Source organism: Enterobacter sp. 01-M-02-SI-ECC (assembly GCF_047530595.1).
GTDB lineage: Bacteria > Pseudomonadota > Gammaproteobacteria > Enterobacterales > Enterobacteriaceae > Enterobacter > Enterobacter cloacae_M.
The window spans coordinates 497,874-519,193 of sequence record NZ_JBLKCZ010000002.1; the positions used below are offsets into that span (position 1 = coordinate 497,874).

General features: G+C 52.2%; 20 protein-coding genes and 1 pseudogene. 12 read left to right on the forward strand and 9 right to left on the reverse strand.

What is annotated here, in order from left to right; all coding sequences use genetic code 11:
- The first annotated feature begins 201 nt into the window (after nucleotides 1-201).
- Entirely contained in the window at nucleotides 202-2,013 is a 1,812-nt protein-coding gene (gene edd, locus ACMWLG_RS05480) for a phosphogluconate dehydratase (protein WP_045404461.1), read from the forward strand.
- A gap of 39 nt (nucleotides 2,014-2,052) precedes the next feature.
- The gene (gene kdgA / locus ACMWLG_RS05485; RefSeq protein WP_014884307.1) at nucleotides 2,053-2,694 is read left to right on the forward strand and encodes a bifunctional 4-hydroxy-2-oxoglutarate aldolase/2-dehydro-3-deoxy-phosphogluconate aldolase; all 642 of its coding nucleotides are present in this window, start codon (nucleotides 2,053-2,055) and stop codon (nucleotides 2,692-2,694) included.
- A 41-nt stretch (nucleotides 2,695-2,735) separates the two neighbouring features.
- On the opposite strand, the gene purT is transcribed toward kdgA, so the two are convergent.
- On the reverse strand, nucleotides 2,736-3,914 hold the full coding sequence (purT, locus tag ACMWLG_RS05490) for a formate-dependent phosphoribosylglycinamide formyltransferase (protein ID WP_045404464.1): 1,179 nt from the start codon (nucleotides 3,912-3,914) through the stop codon (nucleotides 2,736-2,738).
- Between the two features lie 170 nt (nucleotides 3,915-4,084).
- On the opposite strand from purT, the gene ACMWLG_RS05495 reads away from it, so the two are divergent.
- Both ACMWLG_RS05495 and ptrB read left to right on the forward strand, forming a co-directional pair.
- A complete protein-coding gene (locus tag ACMWLG_RS05495) occupies nucleotides 4,085-4,732 on the forward strand; it encodes a tellurite resistance TerB family protein (RefSeq protein ID WP_045404465.1) in 648 nt (215 codons plus the stop codon).
- An 85-nt stretch (nucleotides 4,733-4,817) separates the two neighbouring features.
- The gene (gene ptrB / locus ACMWLG_RS05500; protein ID WP_045404467.1) at nucleotides 4,818-6,878 is read left to right on the forward strand and encodes an oligopeptidase B; all 2,061 of its coding nucleotides are present in this window, start codon (nucleotides 4,818-4,820) and stop codon (nucleotides 6,876-6,878) included.
- Here the strand turns inward: ptrB and exoX are convergent.
- The 3 genes from exoX to ACMWLG_RS05515 form a co-directional block, all read right to left on the reverse strand.
- The gene (gene exoX / locus ACMWLG_RS05505) at nucleotides 6,875-7,537 is read right to left on the reverse strand and encodes an exodeoxyribonuclease X (protein ID WP_010432611.1); all 663 of its coding nucleotides are present in this window, start codon (nucleotides 7,535-7,537) and stop codon (nucleotides 6,875-6,877) included. The genes ptrB and exoX overlap by 4 nt on opposite strands.
- Nucleotides 7,538-7,561: 24 nt before the next feature.
- Nucleotides 7,562-8,212: a carbon-nitrogen hydrolase family protein gene (locus ACMWLG_RS05510; protein ID WP_045620326.1), complete on the reverse strand. Its 651-nt coding sequence runs from the start codon at nucleotides 8,210-8,212 to the stop codon at nucleotides 7,562-7,564.
- A 110-nt stretch (nucleotides 8,213-8,322) separates the two neighbouring features.
- On the reverse strand, nucleotides 8,323-8,553 hold the full coding sequence (locus tag ACMWLG_RS05515; protein ID WP_013096102.1) for a DNA polymerase III subunit theta: 231 nt from the start codon (nucleotides 8,551-8,553) through the stop codon (nucleotides 8,323-8,325).
- A 136-nt stretch (nucleotides 8,554-8,689) separates the two neighbouring features.
- On the opposite strand from ACMWLG_RS05515, the gene yobA reads away from it, so the two are divergent.
- The 3 genes from yobA to ACMWLG_RS05530 are packed head-to-tail and all read left to right on the forward strand — an operon-like array spanning nucleotide 8,690 to nucleotide 10,287.
- Complete coding sequence (gene yobA / locus ACMWLG_RS05520; RefSeq protein ID WP_045355979.1) at nucleotides 8,690-9,061, forward strand: CopC domain-containing protein YobA; 372 nt, start codon at nucleotides 8,690-8,692, stop codon at nucleotides 9,059-9,061.
- A gap of 1 nt (nucleotide 9,062) precedes the next feature.
- A complete protein-coding gene (copD, locus tag ACMWLG_RS05525; RefSeq protein ID WP_045404469.1) occupies nucleotides 9,063-9,932 on the forward strand; it encodes a copper homeostasis membrane protein CopD in 870 nt (289 codons plus the stop codon).
- Between the two features lie 16 nt (nucleotides 9,933-9,948).
- Nucleotides 9,949-10,287, forward strand: a complete 339-nt coding sequence (locus ACMWLG_RS05530) for a YebY family protein (protein ID WP_045404471.1) — start codon at nucleotides 9,949-9,951, stop codon at nucleotides 10,285-10,287.
- 319 nt (nucleotides 10,288-10,606) lie between these two features.
- On the opposite strand, the gene ACMWLG_RS05535 is transcribed toward ACMWLG_RS05530, so the two are convergent.
- Complete coding sequence (locus ACMWLG_RS05535; protein WP_226855180.1) at nucleotides 10,607-11,701, reverse strand: tyrosine-type recombinase/integrase; 1,095 nt, start codon at nucleotides 11,699-11,701, stop codon at nucleotides 10,607-10,609.
- A 401-nt stretch (nucleotides 11,702-12,102) separates the two neighbouring features.
- Between ACMWLG_RS05535 and ACMWLG_RS05540 the strand changes: the two genes are divergently transcribed.
- The 3 genes and pseudogenes from ACMWLG_RS05540 to ACMWLG_RS05550 form a co-directional block, all read left to right on the forward strand.
- Nucleotides 12,103-12,846, forward strand: coding sequence for a DUF6246 family protein (locus tag ACMWLG_RS05540; protein WP_045404472.1), 744 nt, complete (start codon nucleotides 12,103-12,105; stop codon nucleotides 12,844-12,846).
- A 71-nt stretch (nucleotides 12,847-12,917) separates the two neighbouring features.
- A complete protein-coding gene (locus ACMWLG_RS05545; RefSeq protein ID WP_047635173.1) occupies nucleotides 12,918-13,292 on the forward strand; it encodes a hypothetical protein in 375 nt (124 codons plus the stop codon).
- 57 nt (nucleotides 13,293-13,349) lie between these two features.
- Nucleotides 13,350-14,978 (forward strand): annotated as a pseudogene (locus ACMWLG_RS05550) (tape measure protein); the annotation flags it as partial.
- A 1,339-nt stretch (nucleotides 14,979-16,317) separates the two neighbouring features.
- On the opposite strand, the gene ACMWLG_RS05555 reads toward ACMWLG_RS05550, so the two are convergent.
- From ACMWLG_RS05555 to ACMWLG_RS05570, 4 genes are read right to left on the reverse strand one after another with little or no spacing between them, the layout of a single operon-like run.
- The gene (locus ACMWLG_RS05555) at nucleotides 16,318-17,541 is read right to left on the reverse strand and encodes a DUF6056 family protein (protein WP_127348423.1); all 1,224 of its coding nucleotides are present in this window, start codon (nucleotides 17,539-17,541) and stop codon (nucleotides 16,318-16,320) included.
- Nucleotides 17,516-17,971: a hypothetical protein gene (locus tag ACMWLG_RS05560; protein ID WP_045620333.1), complete on the reverse strand. Its 456-nt coding sequence runs from the start codon at nucleotides 17,969-17,971 to the stop codon at nucleotides 17,516-17,518. Before ACMWLG_RS05560 ends, ACMWLG_RS05555 begins: the two co-directional genes overlap by 26 nt.
- 5 nt (nucleotides 17,972-17,976) lie before the next feature.
- Nucleotides 17,977-18,897 (reverse strand): glycosyltransferase family 2 protein, encoded by a 921-nt coding sequence (locus ACMWLG_RS05565; protein WP_045405230.1) that lies wholly within the window; start codon nucleotides 18,895-18,897, stop codon nucleotides 17,977-17,979.
- Entirely contained in the window at nucleotides 18,894-19,256 is a 363-nt protein-coding gene (locus ACMWLG_RS05570) for a GtrA family protein (protein WP_045405227.1), read from the reverse strand. Before ACMWLG_RS05570 ends, ACMWLG_RS05565 begins: the two co-directional genes overlap by 4 nt.
- 111 nt (nucleotides 19,257-19,367) lie before the next feature.
- Here ACMWLG_RS05570 and ACMWLG_RS05575 point away from each other — a divergent pair, with 111 nt between their 5' ends.
- Nucleotides 19,368-19,673 (forward strand): hypothetical protein, encoded by a 306-nt coding sequence (locus tag ACMWLG_RS05575; protein ID WP_045405224.1) that lies wholly within the window; start codon nucleotides 19,368-19,370, stop codon nucleotides 19,671-19,673.
- Nucleotides 19,673-20,941 (forward strand): Y-family DNA polymerase, encoded by a 1,269-nt coding sequence (locus ACMWLG_RS05580; protein ID WP_045405221.1) that lies wholly within the window; start codon nucleotides 19,673-19,675, stop codon nucleotides 20,939-20,941. The genes ACMWLG_RS05575 and ACMWLG_RS05580 overlap by 1 nt, the downstream gene beginning before the upstream one ends.
- Nucleotides 20,942-21,320: the final 379 nt, after the last annotated feature.

Sequence of the window (21,320 nt, forward strand, 5' to 3'; positions counted from 1 at the left end):
CCGGTAACATGATCTAACACAGCTAGTGGCACAATTTTCAACTTTTAAGCTCCGCGTGGATTCACCCGCGGAGCTTTTTTTATTACACTGCCGGAAGTGATTTTGCCCCTGAGCTCCGGACAGCAAGCGTTTCAGCGTTGTTAACAACTGCCAGCGACTTTGTAAACTCCCGAGCCGGACAGATAATTTAGAGGAGCTTTTATGAATCCGACATTGTTACGCGTAACACAGCGCATTATCGAGCGCTCGAAAGAGACCCGTTCGGCCTACCTCGCCCGGATTGAACAGGCAAAGAGCAGCACCGTCCACCGATCTCAGCTGGCCTGCGGGAACCTGGCGCACGGCTTCGCCGCCTGCCAGCCTGATGATAAAGCGTCGCTGAAAAGCATGTTGCGTAACAATATCGCCATCATTACCTCCTATAACGATATGCTTTCCGCCCACCAGCCGTATGAGGTCTATCCCACTATCATCCGTAACGCGCTGCACAGCGTGAATGCGGTGGGCCAGGTGGCGGGCGGCGTGCCTGCCATGTGTGACGGCGTGACGCAGGGGCAGGACGGTATGGAGCTGTCCCTGCTGAGCCGCGAAGTGATTGCGATGTCTGCCGCGGTGGGCTTGTCACACAATATGTTTGATGGCGCGCTGTACCTCGGCGTGTGCGACAAGATTGTCCCGGGCCTGGTGATGGCGGCGCTGTCGTTTGGGCATCTGCCTGCGATCTTCGTCCCGTCCGGCCCAATGGCGAGCGGTCTGCCGAACAAAGAAAAAGTGCGTATTCGCCAGCTGTACGCGGAAGGGAAAGCAGACCGTCAGGCGCTGCTGGAGGCGGAAGCTGCGTCTTACCATGCGCCGGGGACCTGTACGTTCTACGGTACGGCTAACACTAACCAGATGGTCGTTGAGTTTATGGGGATGCAGCTTCCGGGCTCGTCCTTCATCCAGCCAGATGCACCGCTGCGCAAGGCGCTGACCGAGGCCGCGGCCCGTCAGGTCACGCGTCTGACCGGCAACGGCAACGAATGGATGCCGATGGGTAAAATGGTTGACGAAAAAGTCATTGTTAACGGGATTGTCGCGCTGCTGGCAACCGGTGGCTCAACTAACCACACCATGCATCTGGTGGCCATGGCGCGTGCGGCGGGCATTCTGATTAACTGGGATGACTTCTCCGAGATCTCTTCTGTAGTGCCGCTGATGGCGCGTCTGTACCCGAACGGTCCGGCGGATATTAACCACTTCCAGGCTGCAGGCGGCGTACCGCTGCTGATGCGGGAGCTGCTGAAAGGCGGACTGCTGCATGAAGACGTAAATACCGTGGCTGGCTTTGGCCTTCAGCGCTACACCCAGGAGCCGTGGCTGAACAACGGCGAGCTGGACTGGCGTGAAGGGGCGAGCGCTTCCCTTGATGCGCAGGTGATTGCCACGATCGACAAACCGTTCTCTCCTCATGGCGGCACCAAAGTGCTGAGCGGCAACCTCGGTCGTGCGGTAATGAAGACCTCTGCCGTACCGGAAGAGAACCAGGTTATCGAAGCGCCGGCGGTGGTGTTTGAAAGCCAGCACGACGTATTACCCGCCTTTGACGCCGGTCTGCTTGATAAAGACTGCGTAGTGGTGGTGCGTCACCAGGGGCCTAAAGCTAACGGGATGCCAGAATTACATAAACTTATGCCACCACTTGGTGTATTATTGGACCGCCGTTTCAAAATTGCGCTAGTCACCGATGGACGCCTCTCCGGGGCATCCGGTAAAGTGCCTTCAGCCATCCACGTGACGCCGGAAGCCTACGACGGCGGTTTACTGGCGAAAGTACGCGATGGTGACATGATCCGCGTGAACGGCCAGACGGGCGAGTTAACCCTGCTGGTGGATGACGCCGAGCTGGCGGCACGTCAGCCCCATATTCCTGACCTGAGCGCATCGCGCGTGGGGACCGGACGCGAAATGTTCAGCGCGCTGCGTGAGAAACTCTCCGGTGCGGAGCAGGGCGCAACCTGTATTACGTTTTAAGACGACTTGATTTTAACGATCTGGCGAGAGAAAACTCTGATGAAAAACTGGAAAACAAGTGCAGAAGCAATCCTGACCACTGGCCCTGTCGTGCCGGTTATCGTGGTAAACAAGCTGGAGCACGCTGTACCGATGGCGAAAGCGCTGGTTGCGGGCGGCGTTCGCGTTCTGGAAGTGACCCTGCGCACCGCCTGCGCGATGGATGCTATCCGCGCTATCGCCAAAGAAGTGCCGGACGCCATCATCGGTGCGGGTACCGTTCTCAACGCGCAGCAGCTGGCAGAAGTGACCGAAGCGGGCGCGCAGTTCGCCATCAGCCCTGGCCTGACCGAGCCGCTGCTGAAAGCCGCCACTGAAGGTACCATTCCGCTGATCCCTGGCATCAGCACCGTCTCTGAACTGATGCTGGGCATGGACTACGGTCTGAAAGAGTTCAAATTCTTCCCGGCTGAAGCGAACGGCGGCACCAAAGCGCTGCAGGCGATTGCGGGTCCATTCTCTCAGGTGCGCTTCTGCCCGACGGGCGGTATCTCTCCTGCCAACTACCGTGACTACCTGGCGCTGAAAAGCGTGCTTTGCATCGGTGGTTCATGGCTGGTTCCGGCGGATGCGCTGGAAGCGGGCGACTGGGATCGCATCACCAAACTGGCTCGCGAAGCGGTTGAAGGTGCGAAACAGTAAGCCATTCGCCGCATGAAAAACGGGCCTTACGGCCCGTTTTTTTATCCTGCAACCTTGACGTTCGCAGCGGCCGCTTTCGCTCTCGCCACGGCGTCGTCAACGTTATCCCCGGTGGCTAATGCCACGCCAAGACGGCGGGTTCCGTCGATCTCCGGCTTGCCGAACAAACGTACCTGCAATCCTGCACCCACCGCCCCGTCGACGTTATCAAACGTGACGTTCTGGCTGGTTAACTGCGGCAGGATCACCGCCGAGGCGGCCGGGCCATACTGACGAATCCCGCCGACGGGCAGGCCGAGGAACGCGCGCACGTGCAGGGCGAACTCGGAGAGATCCTGCGAAATCAGCGTCACCATGCCGGTGTCATGCGGGCGAGGGGAGACTTCGCTGAAAATCACCTCATCACCGCACACAAACAGCTCCACGCCGAACAGGCCATAGCCGCCCAGCGCCAGGACGGTTTTACGGGCGATCTCCTGAGCACGCTCCAGCGCCAGGGTGCTCATCTGCTGCGGCTGCCAGGATTCGCGGTAATCGCCATCTTCCTGACGGTGCCCAATCGGGTCGCAGAAATGGACGCCGTCAACGGCGCTGACGGTCAGCAGGGTGATTTCGAAATCAAACTTCACGACGCCTTCGACGATGACGCGACCGGCTCCGGCCCGGCCACCCTGCTGGGCATAATCCCACGAGCTATCCAGGGTGCTGCTGTCGCGAATAAAGCTCTGTCCTTTTCCGGAGGAGCTCATCACCGGCTTAACGATGCACGGGTAGCCAATCTCTTCGACGGCCTTCAGGAATGCGGCCTTATCGCCCGCAAAACGGTAGCTCGAGGTGGGCAATCCCAGCTCTTCCGCCGCCAGGCGACGAATGCCTTCGCGGTTCATGGTGAGCTTTGCGGCTTTCGCGCAGGGCACCACGCGCTGGCCTTCCTGTTCCAGAGCGATCAGCGTATCGGTGGCGATGGCCTCAATTTCCGGCACAACAAAATCGGGTTTTTCGCGCGTAATCAGCTCACGAAGGGCATCGCCATCCAGCATGTTAATCACATAAGAACGATGGGCGACGTGCATGGCGGGTGCGTCGGCGTAACGGTCTACGGCAATGACTTCCACACCTAAACGCTGGCACTCAATGGCGACCTCTTTTCCCAGCTCGCCCGATCCCAACAGCATCACTCGCGTCGCCGCAGGTCGCAGCGCAGTTCCTAAACGAATCATAACAATCCCCCTGAAAAAGTTGCGCGCAGTATAAACGAAAACGTTTGCGTCTGTCTTGCGCAGGGATAAACGCGAGGGCAGAAATTTGCGCTTCTTTAGCCCGACCAGACATTTCCTGACGCCCGCTCGCTTACGCTGTGGAACATGTTCACCGTTAAGTGAGGGAAACCATGTCTGGCTGGTTAAATCAATTGCAATCCCTGTTAGGGCAGAAAACATCGTCTGGCGAACGGGGCCTCAGCAAACTGCTGGTACCCGGGGCGCTCGGCGGGCTGGCAGGCCTGCTGGTCGCGAATAAATCCTCACGCAAGCTGCTGGCAAAGTATGGTACAGGCGCGCTGCTGGCCGGCGGCGGCGCCATCGCGGGCACCGTGCTGTGGAATAAATACAAGGACAGGGTACGGACCGCGCACAGCGATGAACCGCATTACGGCGAGCACACCTCGCCGCTGGATCTGCGTACCGAACGGCTCATTCTTGCGCTGGTCTTTGCCGCGAAAAGCGACGGGCATATTGACGATAAGGAACGAACGGCGATCGAGCAGCAGCTGCGCGAGGCCGGTGTTGAAGAGAAGGGAAGAGTGCTGGTGGCGCAGGCGATAGAACAGCCGCTCGAGCCGCAGCGTCTTGCGCAAAGTGTGAAAAATGAGGAAGAGGCGCTGGAGCTCTATTTCCTCAGCTGCGCCGCCATCGATATCGATCACTTTATGGAACGCAGCTACCTTAACGCTCTGGGCGATGCGTTAAAGATCCCTCAGGACGTGCGCGAGGGTATTGAGCGGGATATCCGGGAGCAAAAACAGGCGTTACAGGGATAGCCGTCGCCGTCGCGACGCTGTTTCGCTTGCATCATGCGTGGGTTTTGCCAACCTTATAGGGTGTAAAACTTAAAAGAATGATGACATGCCACCGAAAGCCCGACGTACTCCTTATGCGATCACCACGCATGGCGATACGCGTATAGACAACTATTACTGGCTGCGGGACGATTCTCGCTCCCGGCCAGAGGTACTCGACTACCTGCACGAGGAAAACGACTATGGCCGAAAGGTCATGTCCAGCCAGCAGACGCTTCAGGACCAGCTCCTGAATGAAATGGTGCAGCGTATTCCCCAGCGCGATATCTCCGCGCCCTGGACCAAAAACGGCTATCGCTATCGCCATATTTACGAGCCCGGCAATGAGTATCCCATCTACCAGCGTCAGTCGGTGTTAAGCGCCGAATGGGATGAGTGGGATATTCTGCTCGATGCCAACCAGCGGGCCGCCCACAGCGAGTTTTATACCCTGGGCGGCATGTCCATTTCCCCTGACAACGCGGTGATGGCGCTGGCGGAGGATTATCTCTCCCGCCGCCAGTACGGCCTGCGGTTTCGCAATCTGGACACCGGCAACTGGTATCCGGAAATGCTGGAAAACGTCTCCCCGGATTTTGTCTGGGCGAATGATTCCGAGACGGTCTACTACGTCAAAAAGCACGCGTCGACGCTGCTGCCTTACCAGGTGTGGCGACATACCGTGGGAACAGACTCCGCTGACGACGAGCTGGTTTATGAAGAGAAAGACGAAACGTTCTATGTCAGCCTGCATAAAACCTCCTCACGCCACTATGTGATTATCTTCCTTGCCAGCGCGACGACGTCGGAAGTTCTGCTGCTCGATGCCGAACTGCCGGACGCCCAGCCGCTCTGTTTCCTGCCGCGCCGTAAGGATCACGAGTACAGCCTGGATCACTTCCAGCACAGCTTTTATCTGCGCTCCAATCGCGAGGGCAAAAACTTTGGTCTCTATAAAACCAAAGTGCGCGATGAGCGCAAGTGGGAGGTGCTTATCCCCGCGCGGGATCAGGTGATGCTGGAAGGGTTCACCCTGTTTACCGACTGGCTGGTGGTGGAAGAGCGTCAGCGCGGGCTGACCAGTATCCGGCAAATCAACCGTAAAACCCGGGAAGTGGTGGGGATTGCGTTTGATGACCCGGCCTACGTGACGTGGATTGGGTTCAACCCTGAACCCGAATCGTCGCGGTTGCGCTACGGCTACTCCTCCATGACCACGCCGGACACCCTGTTTGAGCTGGATATGGATACCGGGCAGCGCCAGGTGATTAAACAGACCGAGGTAAAAGGTTTTGAGTCCGAAAACTACCGCAGCGAGCATCTGTGGGTCACCGCCCGTGATGGTGTGGAGGTGCCGGTCTCGCTGGTCTATCACAAAGGCCATTTCCAGAAAGGCAAAAACCCGATCCTGGTGTACGGCTACGGCTCGTATGGCTCAAGCATGGATGCCGATTTCAGCAGCAGCCGGTTAAGCCTGCTCGATCGCGGCTTTGTTTTCGCCATCGCCCATATTCGCGGCGGCGGTGAGCTGGGCCAGAACTGGTATGAAGACGGGAAATTCCTGAAAAAGAAAAACACCTTCAATGACTACCTCGACGTCTGCGATGCGCTGATTGAGCAGGGCTACGGCGCTCCGCAGCTCTGCTTTGGGATGGGGGGCAGCGCGGGCGGCATGCTAATGGGGGCGGCGATCAACCAGCGTCCCGACCGCTTTAAGGGGATTGTCGCGCAGGTACCGTTTGTCGATGTGGTCACGACCATGCTCGATGAATCCATTCCGCTTACCACCGGAGAGTTTGAGGAGTGGGGGAATCCGCAGGATGAGATGTACTACCGCTATATGAAAGAGTACAGCCCGTACGATAACGTTGAGGCGAAAGCCTACCCGCACATGCTGGTCACCACCGGTTTGCATGATTCTCAGGTGCAGTACTGGGAGCCGGCAAAATGGGTGGCAAAGCTGCGGGAGCTGAAAACCGATGACAATCTGCTGCTGCTGTGTACCGACATGGATTCCGGACACGGAGGGAAATCGGGGCGATTTAAATCGTACGAAGGCGTTGCCCTGGAATATGCCTTTTTAATAGGCCTGGCGCAGGACACGCTGCCAGGCCGTGCGGAGCGTTAAGCGTCGCCCAGATAATGTTTCAGCGTTAAGCGCAGTTCCGGGCTCATTCTGTCGAGGTTGTTATACAGCCAGCGCAAATAGCCCGGGTCTTTATCCGCCACCTCGGACACCGGCTTCCCGCGATATTTACCAAAGGTAAACGTGGTCAGCAGCGCGGGACGTCCGGTGATCGTCGCCATGTCATCCGGCGTCCAGCCAGAGATATTCATAATATCAATCAGCAGCGCGGCGGTGATATAGCAGTCATACAGGGCGCGGTGATGGTGAAGCCCCTCAGGGGTACGTACGCTGAGCTTGCGGGACTTGTACAGCGCCATGTTGCTGTATTTAATCCCCGGCCACAGACGACGCGCCAGCTTCATGGTGCAAATCCATTCCCCCGGCATTTCAGGCAACACCCGGCGGTCAAAGCTGGCGTTATGCGCGACGTACCACGGACTACCGTAGTAGTGAGGGATGATCTCTTCGATCCACGGCTTATCCGCCACCATCGATTCGGTAATGCGATGGATAGCCATTGCCTGAGGGCTTATGGGGCGATCGGGACGCACCAGATGGCTCATGGGGTTGACGATTTTACCATCAACCACGTCGACAGAGGCCACTTCCACTATTCCGCCCTGAAGATCGCAAGTTTCGGTATCGATGACGCGCAGCATTGAAAACTCCTGAGCTTAAAACGCCTAGCCTAAAGGAATGATATCGCCTTGCCAACCCTCTCCGCCGAGCGTGCCGGTCACCAGAAGCTCGCCCTTATCCGCGCGCACGACCAGCTGGCCTTTTTCATCCCACAGCGCGCTGCCGCCGCAGGCGTTTGCCATCAGCACCGCAATGGCATATTTATGCGCGAAGCGCTGCAGGTTACTGATGGACTGCCGCCAGCGATTATCCCCCACCGACTGGCAGCTGGTAACAAGCGTTGCCCGGGGATCGAGATTGGGGGAATCGGGATGTGCATCAAGGATGCTAAGGTGTTTATCCCCCGGCACGAGGCTGGCACCGCGCCCTTGCGGATAGCGCAAAATGCGATGGCAGGCGGGCGAAAACAGCACAAGGCCTTTCTGGCGCTGGCCATTCTGTTCCAGGGGGAGCCCGGCAATAACGGTAATCTGGTGTAGATGTGCCGCGTTGAGCAGCGGCTCCAGCTGCGCGTCATCGGGCGGGGGAGGTAACGTCGGCGCGCCAGAGCCCGTTAATGAGAGTTCAGGGAAAACCAGCAGTTCGCACCGCTGCCGCGCTGCTTCGGCGATGAAGCGCAGGTGGTGCGTAACATGGTCATCTACGGTCTGATGCAGCCCGCCATACTGGGCTGCCGCTATATTCCAATGTGACATCGTGACTTCCTTATACACTGAGTCGCAGAGATTTAAGAATAGACCCATATTTATCAGGGTTTTCTTATCCTGCCAGATTACGCGTAAGGAAGTGTAACGACTCGTTAAGCTTATTTAACTTTAGGCTCGTACGGTAAACGGGAGAGATTGACCGAGGCAAGACGGTGGGCGATGAGTCTTTCGCGGAACCAGTCGCGCAGATGGGCGGGCTGTTCCCGTTCCACGACTTCAGCCACGATGGGCATGTTGTAACGCTCTTTGAACGCGACGCCAGCGGCAGCGAGATCGACATTCACTTTATCCATCTCGTCCTGCGGAAGGGCGGCCAGATTGATCTTCATTACCTTCTCCTTTTTATACGGCGGCAACGTTACCGCGATTGCACGATGATGACAAGCGGAGGCAGGATGATCCTCGACTCGTTTATTATACAGCGTTATTCTTTAGCATACAGACATAACAAAAAGGAATGATTGGATGGGTTTCTCCGCTTCCCGCGCAGTTTGCGCACTGGTTTTTGTGGCCTCGACAATGATGACGCCCTCCGTGCTTGCACATGCGCATCTTAACCAGCAGGTCCCGGCAGCAGACAGCGTGGTGACCGCACCTCAGGCACTTACGCTGAATTTTTCGGAAGGTATCGAACCTGGTTTTAGCGGTGTGGTGGTAACGGATGCGCAAAATCAGGTCATCAAAACGGGAACCGTTACGCGCGACGAAAAGAACAAAGCTCAGCTTACCGTGCCGCTGGAACAAACGCTGGCAGCAGGAACTTACCAGGTGGACTGGCACGTGGTCTCCGTAGACGGCCATAAAACCAAAGGCAGCTATCACTTTAGCGTGAAATAGCATGCTGGCGCTGTGTTATGTCGGGTTACGCTTTATCCATTTCGGGGCGCTGATGCTGGTGTTTGGCAATGCGCTTTATAGCGTCTGGTTTGCGCCTTCCTCTCTCCACCGTCTGCTGTCCCGGCGTTTTCAGTCTCAGCAGAAAGTGGCGGCCCTAGTGAGCCTGGCGGCTGCGGTCCTGATGTTTATGCTGCAGGGTGGATTGATGGGCAACGGCTGGGGAGATGTGTTTGCGCCACAGGTCTGGTTCAGCGTGATGGGAACCCGGTTTGGCGGCGTCTGGCTGTGGCAAATGATCCTCGCTGCGATAACGGTCAGTGCCGCATGGCTCGCGCCGCTGAAAGGTTCGCGTCTGCTGCTGCTCGCAATGGGCCAGCTTATCCTGCTGGCTGGGGTAGGTCACGCGGCGATGAACGACGGTCCGATGGGGGCGCTGCAGCGTCTTAATTATGCTTTTCACCTGATCTGTGCCGCCACTTGGCTTGGCGGATTACTGCCCCTGCTGTTCTGCATGCGACTGGCGAAAGGGCGCTGGCAGAATGCCGCCATCTTTACCATGATGCGCTTCTCGCGCGTGGGGCATTATGCCGTTGCGGGCGTGCTGCTCTCCGGGGTGATAAATGCGCTCATGATACTGGGCCTCGATATTCCCTGGCAGGCTGGCTACGTGCAGTTTTTGTTGTTCAAATGTGCGCTGGTGGCATTGATGGTGGTAATTGCGCTGGCAAATCGGTATTTTCTGGTGCCACGGTTTCGTCCGGAGAGCGGACGAGCACAACAGATTTTTATCAGGATGACACAGGCAGAAGTGGTGCTGGGAGCGCTGGTGCTGGCAACGGTCAGTCTGTTCGCCACCTGGGAACCCTTCTGACAAGGTTAAATATCATATGAAAAAGACAGTACTTTCTCTCTTATTGCTGGCCTGTACGGGGAGCGCGTTTGCCGCACCGCAGGTCATCACCGTGAGCCGTTTCGAGGTGGGTAAGGACAAATGGGCGTTCAATCGCGAAGAGGTGATGCTGACCTGCCGTCCAGGCCATGCGCTGTATGCCATCAATCCGAGCACGCTGGTGCAATACCCCCTGAATGATACCGCAGAGCAGCAGGTAGCCAGCGGCAAGAGCAGCGGCCAGCCGATTAGCATTATTCAAATCGATGACCCGTCGCATCCGGGACAAAAAATGAGTCTGGCACCGTTTATCGAGCGCGCCGACAAGCTCTGCTAACGTTCGGGTTTCCAATAAAAAACCGCAGATGCTTGCGAAAGCACTGCGGTTTTTCACTTTTAATGATGCTCTGGCGCTTTTTTTCCGACCGCTTTAGCTGTGGACTGGAAAACCTGGCGTCGTCATCTATTCTTAAAAGGCAAGGCGACTTAGCCTGCATTAATGCCAACTTTTAGCGCACGGCTCTCTCCCAAGAGCCATTTCCCTGGACCGAATACAGGAATCGTATTCGGTCTCTTTTTATCTATTTGTTTTTCAATGGTTTTTTCGGTTTTAACATGAAATCCCCCGAAAATTACTCGAACATGCCATATCCTCTCTAAACCATAACATACTCCGCACCGCGTGCGTCCAGGTATTTTTTGGTCATTGTTAAATTTTTGTGGCCGAGTAAGCGCTGAGAAAATTCCTCCCCGCGCTCCTTTTCATAGAGCCTGCTCGCCAGACTTCTGATCTCATGGAGAGGAGGTGGGTTAGGTCCGAATTTTAACCCGGTCGAATCCCTTATCTCTGCAAAGGCCTGTGTGAGTCCGTCAGGAGTTAGCGGCCCCGGCTTTCTTCCCCCGCGGCGGACCGGAGAGTAAAGCATGAAGTCGGAAGGGTTGTTCACCCGGCATCGATCAATGACATCCTGCAACACAAGCCCGGCGACGTCCAGCCTCAAATCAAGGGGAAGTGCCAGTTTGTGACCTGTTTTCTCCTGCGTAACGAAAAGCCTCCCATCTTTAATGTCACTGAACCTGAACAGTGAGATATCTTCCCGCCGCTGGCCGGTGACCAGTGCCAGATCGCATGCGTTTGGCGCCCATTCAGAATGAGTTAACGCTGCCTGGCGGATGACCGTGAATTGTTCGAGCAGCAAGCGTTCTCGCTTAACTTTCGGTGTCGGCGTTCGCGTCGGTTCTGCCGGGTTCCTGTCGACATGTCCTTCCACAATCGCCTCCCTGAAGATGTCCATCAGCACAGACCTGAGCCCGGAAGCCATGCTCTTTTTATCGCAGAGAATGTACGCTTCAAGGAATGAGGCGATGTCCTTTGTCGTGACAGAAGCGAGGGGAATTTTGCCGAACTCTTCCTTAATGGTGGCGATCTGGTTTCGCCTGACCTTCATCGTGTTTGGTTTCAGCTCGCGCCGCTCGAGAATCACCTCGTAACGCTCCAGCCATGCAGCCACTGTGAAAGTGGGCACGTCTTTTATGCGATCCAGGAGAGAAGAGGGAAGGTAATTCTGGTCGATGTAGTTGTTGGCCTCAATGGCCTGGGCAACAGCGTCCTTGCGATCAATTCGGCCAAGAGATATCTCCTGCCCGGTCATTCCGCCAGAGCTGACTTCGAAACCATGTAAGTGACCAACTTCGTCGCGCTCCACGATAGAATCGCATGGGAAAGCGCGCCCTCCAGTTTTATTGCTCATAAATCCTCTTGGCCTTATCGCGGCGAACGGAACGGTTAATACAAGACTTCAACGCATTTATTCAGTGTTTCAATGGGCGGTGGATGGCCGCCGGTTGTCATAACTAAGCCGCCTCGGTGAAGCGACTGAGGTATGAAAAAACCCGCCGGAGCGGGTCTATTTAATGCGGCGTATTAACTGCTCTTGCAGGATTACTGAGTCACCTATACTCAGCCTCCATAACTCTGAAAGTTGCATATCCGTCCATGCGCGAAAATCAATCAACTCACGCAAAGAAAATCCTTTCTGATGATTAACCTCAAATTCTGGCATCGCATTACCTGCGCTGTTACCGTAACTGCCGCACCGTAATCACTACAAAGGGCGGCGTGCTGCCCTTGATACTGATTATGGAGAGCGATATGACCCCCTTGAAAGAAATTGGCGAGTGTGTTATCGGCGCTGGCGAGCATGAGTTTTTCTTCCGGCCGTCGTTCCGAAACATGACGCGGATAGGCGAGCCAGAGCATATCGTCCGCACGTTCTATGCACTCTTCAATGATGACGTGGCGAAAATGCTTGAGGCAGCGCGAGAAATTCACAGCGCTATACCTGAGCATCAGCGCAGATTTTACGCCCACTACTTTGGAGACGTAACGCATCCTCGATGGGCGCTTGAAGCTGCAGGTTCAGCGGCGTTTCTACGTGAAACTTTACTCTCCGCGATCAACGTCATCCAGTCTTGCTGCGATGAGGATGTTTCTGAACTTACTGGATGGCATGAACTATCCCGTACTGGGCGACGTACATTTGTATGGCACCGCGGTTCGCTACCTCCTGAGAACCTCATTCTCATAGCCCAGTCGTTGATGATGCATGGCATTATCGGACGGGCCAGAGTCAGGACGCTGCAGAAGAACGAAAGTAAGGAAACAACTTCTGAGTTTCATGCGACTGAATACATCATGGCCGCCCGCAATCATTTTGGCATCAGTAAGGAAGAGGCTATGGAGCTAACCATGACCGAATTCGCCATGATGCTGAACGCCAAATACCCGAACCAGAAAGGCTTCACCAGGGAAGAGTATGACGCGGTTATGGATGATGATGAACGCCGGTGGCAGGAAATGATTGAGCGCGAAAAATCAGCAAAGAAAGCAGCCTGAGTTAATAATGGATATACCGTACTCGCCTGGCCTGGCGTAAGATGGCCCAAAATAAAACTCAGGGGATAAGAGTGAAAAAAATACTTTTGGCATTGGCGATTCCACTGCTTCTGGCTGCCTGTAAGCCAGGCGATGAAAAGGCAATCTCTCTGGCGAAATCCGAGGTGTCCGCTAACCTGCTTGATCCTTCAAGTGCTCAGTTTCGCAATATGAAGGTTGCCAGGATGACAGACTCCGACGATGGTGGTGTCATCGCTGTAGTTTGTGGCGAGATAAACGGCAAGAACGGTTTCGGGGCATATGCCGGATTTCATCCGTTCTACGTGGAACTGAACATGAAAGCGAAAGGTATGTTCTCAAGAGGTGTCGACTATACGCTTGGCGATCATTTCCTAAGCTCAAGAGACACACCACCACCGCCAGACTATACCGAACGATGTCAATAAACGACACGAATAACTAACCCACCACACGGTGGGTTTTTTTATGCCCGGAGAAAACTGATGTCTGAAAAAGCAGGCGAGATTTATTACGACATCGAAGCCGATGTTTCTGGCTTGCTGAAGGCGCAGGGAAAAGCCAATAAGTCGCTCGACTCTATTGGCAACTCTGCCACGAATGCAGCCAAAAAGATGGATGAGCTGCAGACGAATATCAACCGCGTAGCAGGTGCCATTGCAGCGTCACTCGTTGTTGACTGGGGTAAAGCGTTTCTCGTTGCTGCTGACAACATGAGTCAGTTGAATGCACGAATTGAACGACTAACCGGTAGCGCCGCTGCGGCCTCACAGACGATGCAGAGTCTGATGCGTATCAGCTCTGCTACAGGCGGGTCTCTTCAGGACACGGAAAAGCTTTGGGAAACCCTGAGTACGGCGTTGCGCGATACCGGTGCGACGAACGGTCAGATTTTACAGTTGACCGAGACGCTTCAGAAAATTGGGCGTATAGGCGGATCCTCATCAGAGGAAATGACGAACGCTCTAAGGCAGTTCGGTCAGTCAATTTCATCTGGGACCGTGCGGGCTGAAGAATTCAACTCCATCCTTGAGCAGATGCCGGAACTGGCTCGCCAGATCGCCGCGGGAATGGGTGTCAGCATTGGACAGTTACGTCAACTTATGCTGGACGGGAAACTAACCGCTGAGGACGCGCTAAACGCCATTCAGAAACAAACCGGTTCAGTGAATGCTGAGTTCGAGAAGCTACCGCGTACGCTCTCACAGGCAAACACTGCGCTGACAAACTCTTTCTTGTCGATGATAGATTCGGTAAACCAGGCAACGGGCGCAAGCTCTGGCATGGTTGCTGTGATTGACTCTTTGACTGCTGCGCTGGACAGACTTGCCGGCAAAGCTATCTCTGCCGATTCACAGATCTCAGATCTGAACAGTACGGCGGAAATGTTCACGCGCCGGGCCCGCACATGGTCATGGCTCGGTCTGGACGGGTGGGAAGCCCAAAACAAAGCGCTGGCTGGCCTGAGTAATAAAGCCGCCATGCTGGTTGGCGATCTGGATGCTGTCACGAAAGCCTCGAAAACTGCAGCTAACACAAAGCCGATCGAGATAAAGACCACCGGAACTACCGCGGGCAGCAAGCCAAAAGGCGGTAAGTCCGCAGCGCAGAAAGATGCTGAGCAATACGCCAAAGCGCAGGAGTCCGTTAACCAAAAACTGGATGAACTGAAGCAAAAGGCCGAGCTGTCTGCGGGCAGTGTAGGCGAACTGTCGCGCGCGCAGGCCGTACTGAACGCACAGCAGTCTCTCGGTAATACTGCTTCGCAAGAGCAAATCATGCTCGCCGGGCAACTGGCAGGAAAAGCCTGGGATAATGCGAATGCACTGCGCGAGCAGGCCAAAGCAGAACGGGAGCGCACTGACGCCGCCAACAAATTCAGCTCTATTCAGGGTAAGACCAGCAAAACAGCCGGCCTTGATAGCCAGTATCAGAAAGACATCGCTGACATCCAGTTATATGCCCAGTTATACCCGCAAAAAATTGGCGAGGCAGAAGCTGGCGCAGCATTTTGGTCGCAAGATAGCTATGAACTAAGAAACGCAGTGATTGATGGAGGTACATCCGAGATCGCAGTTTTCGAGCCATGGACGGCACATACTGCAACCGTAGAGAACAACAGGATACTTTCTAACGGAGAACCAGGAAAATATGCCATAAACTTCAAAGCACAAAACTGGTGGCCTATAGTCAGAGGGAATACATTCGCAGACTACACAGATAAGGGGGGGAATTTTTGCAAAGCAGCAGATGATGAAGGCTCTGCAACGGATAAATATTCTGGTAATAGCCGTCTGACATTTACCCAAAATCGATGTAAGTGGCTAGGCGCTGGTACTGGTGGAGTTATGCTTTATTCATCAGGAGTAGCCGCTTCTATTACTGATAACTCTAGCGAAAATAGCCTCATAGCGATAAAACTTGGATACCCATCTTCATATGCTGTTATTGATAGACTCTACAACGAAATGCTGGCAGGGGGGCAAAATGTAATTGAAATTGGAGATAATATAGCTGCACCTGTAAACAATTACACTGGCATTAGTATTAAAAATGTATATTGTAATTTCCATGGGCTTAACACTAACTCTTTCATTAGAACAGCAAATAATTCAGTTTTATTAAATGAGATTATATTAGATGATGTAAATATTACTAATACACCGCCTGTGACCGCTTATATTCCCCCAATTGTAAAGATTAACGACTTAGCATTTCAGAAGATTATTGCTGGAAGAATTTCAGCAGCTAATATGCCACTATTGCCAATGACAACAAACTACGTAGCTGTAGTAGATAAATATGGGATAGATATTCCGGCATTAAACTCAGATCTCGTGTATATAGACAATGCAACTGTGTCTATACCAGCAAATGCATCAACGGCAATCGCCCCAGGATGGTTTGCTAAGTCCTCTGGAGCAGCTACATTTACCAGGACTGGCGCTGGCACTCCAAGACAAGATTTAAGGAATGCTAGATACATAGGATCGCTATCTGCTATCGCTGGAGCTACAAGTACGATTTATTTCCAGTTCCCAAGAGCTGATCTTATCAACTATGAGTTCGTTACTATTCAGTTCCTAATCAACACATCCCAGGCGGTAACTAATGTCGTTAAAACATCTATTTACAACCCAGACGGAACTAAGTATCAGTTGGATTTGCGAAACCTTGATTCCGCTGCCTCATGGAGTGAAGCTACAATCACCATTAGCTCAAGGGATGCAAATTCATCAGGCTCGTTAGTTACTGTAGAGATAGGAAATAGCCACCCATCAGCAATGACCACCTATGTCACTGGATTTAGGATGAATAGGGGCCAATATGGTATGTGCGGAAGGGCTAACGCCTTGAGCTATGCGGAAACTGAAAGAATGAAGTCTGATTATTCATACATAACACCGTAAGCAACAAATGCGCCATCCAGGGATGATCCAGATGGCGCTTCCTTTATTTCAGTATTTTATTTACTACAAATATGCTCATGAAAGAGCAAATCACCTCAAAAATAAAATCCACCCTGAATCCAGATATAAATACCGTTGGAGAGAAACCCATGGCTGTTACAGATATAACGCCAACTAACAACGCTACAATTGGAATGAGGAATGAATGGTCATGATAAGTCAAGTCAAGCATAATAGTAACCAGGCATGTCAATAACATTGTCAGTAATACGTAAGACATATACTTGTACAATGTAAAGAATGTCTCTCCAGAGATATCTCCCAAATTAAAAAAGAAATGAGAGTTCATGGCTGGTGAAAGAAGTCTAATTAACTGCAATATGGCATATGCAAAGGAGAAAACTATAGAAAACTTAACGGAGATGCTAAGCTTTCCAATAGTGAGCCTGTAATATGATAGCAGGATGCAGAAAATAATTAACGGTAGATTAACAACATATATGATAAGTTCATTAATCTTATCAAGGCCTAATGAAAACTTTATGAATACATTATAGTATTTGAACTGTGGCAATCTATTCCATGTTTCAAGATATAGCCTTTGCTCACTCCCAGGAGATTTTATACAAATGATAAAATTAACTAAAACAATCACGAAAAGTAGTACGCTAAATTTAGTGATGTAGTCTCTTTTAAATACAAAAGCTAAAGCCATTGCGACTAAAAAACAAAGCGCGGCTTGCTCCATATAAGAAATATAAAACGCAAGAACTACGGATATTATTTTGTGGGCTTTTGAATCGATCCCTGATAAAAAAACCGAGAATACATAGAATGCCACTGATGTAGGTAATAAATAGTTATAAAATCCTGTAACCCAGAATACAGAGTCATTTATTACCTGAACTGGCATGCTTGCAAACAATATAACGAACAATGCTATTGGTATTAAACCCGTCCTGGATGATGTCATCTTGCAGCAAGAGTATGCCAACAAGAGCAGAGACGCAGGAATACCAAATAACCAAAAGGTGCGGTATCCTATAGTGCTTATCATCAAAGCGTCAACCAACACCCTGCCACTCCATGTCTGGTATTGGTGAGAAAGAAAACTTATAAATTCACCACTCTCAAAAGCAGAGAGGTAAAAAGCATCGTCGTTATAGTCACGCAACGATACGTTCATGGATATTGTTAATAAATAGAGTGTCGCCATAGATATTAGCGATACCCCTATCCATTTATTTGCAACTGAATCTTTTGGCATGACCAACTCCGCTATAATCCTCTGATATTACTTCAATCTCTCCACTGTAATCATCTGCATTGAAAATGCGTTTAGAAGCTGAGAAACCAGCCCTGTCGTATGAGAGTTTCTTGTTAAAATAACGAGTTACGTCAGGCCTCATGACAACTGACGACATAACCTCCACAGCCTCTCCGTTCGTCTTATAAGCGAAAACGCGATTAATAGATGATGGCTCGCCTTCAGTGAATGCCCACCCGACGACCTTTATGCGGTGTTTATCAAAAGAGCACTCATCAACATGGACATTCTCGAGGTCCATAACTACACTCTTTGGCTTGTTCAGAGTACAGGCGTTCCAGACTAAAAAAACAAGCAAAACAATTAACGCAGAGGCAGCAGTTAAACAAAGCCATATATAGTTAATATATCGATTAATAAAATCAGGCATAGGATTCACTTATTCCTTCTCTTAAGGATGTAGCGAGGTCTACCCTTGGACTCTATGTATATTCTTCCTATGTACTCACCTAGAACTCCAATGCCTATGAGTTGCACTCCACCGAGGAACAGAACCGAAACAAGTAGCGATGGATACCCGCGGACTGGATTCCCGAAGGCTAAAGTATCAATCACCATCCATGCTCCGTAAAAGAATGACATCCCAGCAACGGCTAAACCAATGTATGTCCACATTCTGAGCGGGAATGTTGAGAAGCTTGTTATGCCCTCAAGCGCGAGATTCCATAACTTCCAGCCATTGAATTTTGTATTTCCGGCAACTCGTTCTGCGCGAGCGTACTCAACCACATCAGTACTTCCGCCTACCCAGCTTAATACTCCCTTCATGAAAAGGTTGCGCTCAGGCATGAGTTTAATGTTTTCAACAACTTCGCGAGACATCAGGCGGAAGTCACCTACGTTTTCTTCGATCTGCGGATTGCTGATTTTGTTATGGAGCTTATAGAACCACTCAGCCGTTTTGCGTTTCAGTCGGCCATCTGTAGAACGATCGGTTCTCTTAGCCAGCACCATATCAGCCCCGGCCTGCCATTTATCAACCAGATGCGGTATTACCTCGATAGGGTCCTGAAGGTCTACGTCTATTGGGATAATTGCGTCACCCCTTGCATGGTCAAGGCCAGCGAAAAGTGCGGGCTCTTTACCAAAGTTGCGCGTAAAGGACAGTGGAACCACAAGCGGATCGGCAACAGCAAGCGCGTTAATAATTGATTCTGTCGCGTCTTTACTGCCGTCATTGATGAAGACTATCTCTACTTCATGCTGCTGAAGCCCTTCAAATTCCCGAACCGTTTTATAAAAAATAGGTATCGCGTCTTCTTCGTTAAAGACGGGAACGACCAGAGAAATTTTCATTTCGCATCCCTAAAGACAATGAACTTTGAATAAATAAAACCGCACACCAGACTGATGGCGGAAAAGAGAATGAGAGTCACGATCGGAGCCATACCGGACTTATCGGCAGCCCAACCAACAGCTGCGCTCAAGGATCCCATAAACCCTACATACAGCATGTAGCGCAGAGTGGTAGTCGAGGACTTAAACGTGAACCTGGCGTTTGCAAAGAAGCTGAAAGACACAGCCACAACGAATCCGGCAAAGTTGCCAAGTGCCTGGCCTGTATGGAATGCGTAGATGCAAACAGCGAACACTACCCAATGAATGAGCGTATTGATAACACCTATCGATGTGTACTTGGCGAATAACTTTAACATTATAGAAATCAGTGAATTCGGAAAGGTCTGAAGTTTAGCATCACTGTCCAACTTGATCGACTCTCATATTTGACGATACTGTATATAAATACAGTTGTTTTGGGAGGAGCTATGGAGGCAAAAGCTCAGCGATACAGGCTTGAACAGTTATGTGGGGTTAACCGCTACTCATGCCTGGTTGAAACGTCAGGTGGTTATGCGCTTTTTCAGCCTGATCTTCCGCCCACCAACGGAACGCGCGTGCTGGTGCATGCGTTCGGCCAACTACAATTCGCGGTCGTTATGGGCGGTTCGCTCATCACCGAAGACGGTGAATGCATAGAAGGTGATGCTTTAGATGAAGTCGATGTCATGGGAGTGGTGACCTTTTTTATCAATGGCGCTGCGGCGTTCTCAGACGACAACCCGGTGATGTGATGTTTGCCCTGGTCGATGTGAACTCATTTTATGCCAGCTGTGAAACAGTATTCAGGCCAGACCTGCGTGGTCGGCCGGTGGTTGTTCTTTCGAATAATGACGGCTGCGTAATAGCGCGTAGCGCAGAAGCAAAGGCAGTCGGGATAGCGATGGGTGAGCCGTTCTTCAAGCAGAAGGAATTGTTCCGGCGCGCTGGTGTAGTTTGCTTCAGCAGCAACTACGAGCTGTACGCAGACATGTCCAGCCGGGTAATGACCACGCTGGAAGAAATGAGCCCGCGTGTGGAAATTTACAGCATAGACGAAGCCTTTTGCGACCTTACCGGCGTAAGGAATTGCCGTGACCTGACTGAGTTCGGGAAAGAGATCCGCGCGACTATTTTACAGCGGACACATCTCACAGTCGGCGTCGGCATAGCCCAGACCAAGACGCTGGCTAAGCTGGCTAACCATGCTGCGAAAAAATGGCAACGGCAGACTGGTGGGGTGGTTGACCTCTCAAACGTCGACCGGCAGCGAAGGTTACTGGCGCTTGTTCCTGTGGAGGATGTCTGGGGCGTTGGTCGGCGCATCAGCAAGAAGCTGAACGCTATGGGCATCAAAACCGCACTGGACCTTTCAGAGCAGAGTGCGTGGATTATCCGAAAACACTTTAACGTTGTGCTGGAGCGAACCGTCCGCGAGCTGCGCGGCGAGCCATGCCTGGATCTGGAGGAGTTCGCCCCGGTAAAGCAGGAAATTGTATGCAGCCGATCGTTTGGCGAACGTATTACAGACTATGAGCAGATGAGGCAGGCTATTTGCAGCTATGCGGCCCGTGGTGCTGAGAAGCTGCGGGGAGAACACCAGTATTGCCGTTTTATATCCGCCTTCGTTAAGACCTCTCCATTTGCCCTTAATGAGCCGTATTACGGAAACAGCGCATCGATAAGGCTGCTCACGCCAACTCAGGACAGCAGAGACATCATCAACGCCGCGGTAAAGTGTCTGGACAAAATATGGAAGGACGGTCACCGGTACCAGAAAGCGGGTGTCATGCTGGGCGACTTCTTCAGCCAGGGCGTGGCCCAACTAAACCTGTTCGATGAAAGTGCTCCCCGAGCTGGTAGTGAGAAGTTAATGGAGGTACTGGATCACCTGAATGCAAAGGAGGGAAAGGGCACGCTCTATTTTGCCGGGCAGGGTATACAGCAGCAGTGGCAGATGAAGCGTGAAATGCTGTCGCCTCGATACACTACGAGATTTTCAGATTTGCTTGTTGTCCGATAAAAGAGGTGCGCACCTGTTAAATCTTACAATCGGATCGGTGGTGATTATGCTGATGGTATGGGAGGGCGTAAAGCTGCGTGTTTCGAAACTGGAAGGAGCTACGCAAAGTTGGGGAGATTTCGGATCGAAGCGATCCCGAAGTTCACTCGTCGCCCACACGAAAAAGATGGCAACGGTTTGATCTTGAATGGATGTATTGGTAAGCATTGAAACCCGTTAAAAACGGGTTTCTGATATGTAACTGTTTGAATAAATTCAAAAAGGACTGGTTGAAGCGGAAACAGGAATCGTATTCGGTCTCTTTTTATCTATTTGTTTTTCAATGGTTTTTTCGGTTTTAACATGAAATCCCCCGAAAATTACTCGAACATGCCATATC

Excerpts from the sequence above, each read along its gene's own strand:
- ACMWLG_RS05570 (WP_045405227.1), bottom strand. The coding sequence starts at position 19,256 with ATGTTAAAGTTATTCGCCAAGTACACATCGATAGGTGTTATCAATACG.
- ACMWLG_RS05530 (WP_045404471.1), top strand. The coding sequence starts at position 9,949 with ATGAAAAAGACAGTACTTTCTCTCTTATTGCTGGCCTGTACGGGGAGC.
- ACMWLG_RS05515 (WP_013096102.1), bottom strand. The coding sequence starts at position 8,553 with ATGAAGATCAATCTGGCCGCCCTTCCGCAGGACGAGATGGATAAAGTG.
- ACMWLG_RS05575 (WP_045405224.1), top strand. The coding sequence starts at position 19,368 with ATGGAGGCAAAAGCTCAGCGATACAGGCTTGAACAGTTATGTGGGGTT.
- ACMWLG_RS05555 (WP_127348423.1), bottom strand. The coding sequence starts at position 17,541 with ATGCCAAAAGATTCAGTTGCAAATAAATGGATAGGGGTATCGCTAATA.
- ACMWLG_RS05510 (WP_045620326.1), bottom strand. The coding sequence starts at position 8,212 with ATGTCACATTGGAATATAGCGGCAGCCCAGTATGGCGGGCTGCATCAG.
- ACMWLG_RS05540 (WP_045404472.1), top strand. The coding sequence starts at position 12,103 with ATGACCCCCTTGAAAGAAATTGGCGAGTGTGTTATCGGCGCTGGCGAG.
- edd (WP_045404461.1), top strand. The coding sequence starts at position 202 with ATGAATCCGACATTGTTACGCGTAACACAGCGCATTATCGAGCGCTCG.
- ACMWLG_RS05495 (WP_045404465.1), top strand. The coding sequence starts at position 4,085 with ATGTCTGGCTGGTTAAATCAATTGCAATCCCTGTTAGGGCAGAAAACA.
- purT (WP_045404464.1), bottom strand. The coding sequence starts at position 3,914 with ATGATTCGTTTAGGAACTGCGCTGCGACCTGCGGCGACGCGAGTGATG.
- ptrB (WP_045404467.1), top strand. The coding sequence starts at position 4,818 with ATGCCACCGAAAGCCCGACGTACTCCTTATGCGATCACCACGCATGGC.
- kdgA (WP_014884307.1), top strand. The coding sequence starts at position 2,053 with ATGAAAAACTGGAAAACAAGTGCAGAAGCAATCCTGACCACTGGCCCT.
- exoX (WP_010432611.1), bottom strand. The coding sequence starts at position 7,537 with ATGCTGCGCGTCATCGATACCGAAACTTGCGATCTTCAGGGCGGAATA.
- ACMWLG_RS05580 (WP_045405221.1), top strand. The coding sequence starts at position 19,673 with ATGTTTGCCCTGGTCGATGTGAACTCATTTTATGCCAGCTGTGAAACA.
- ACMWLG_RS05560 (WP_045620333.1), bottom strand. The coding sequence starts at position 17,971 with ATGCCTGATTTTATTAATCGATATATTAACTATATATGGCTTTGTTTA.
- ACMWLG_RS05535 (WP_226855180.1), bottom strand. The coding sequence starts at position 11,701 with ATGAGCAATAAAACTGGAGGGCGCGCTTTCCCATGCGATTCTATCGTG.
- yobA (WP_045355979.1), top strand. The coding sequence starts at position 8,690 with ATGGGTTTCTCCGCTTCCCGCGCAGTTTGCGCACTGGTTTTTGTGGCC.
- copD (WP_045404469.1), top strand. The coding sequence starts at position 9,063 with ATGCTGGCGCTGTGTTATGTCGGGTTACGCTTTATCCATTTCGGGGCG.
- ACMWLG_RS05565 (WP_045405230.1), bottom strand. The coding sequence starts at position 18,897 with ATGAAAATTTCTCTGGTCGTTCCCGTCTTTAACGAAGAAGACGCGATA.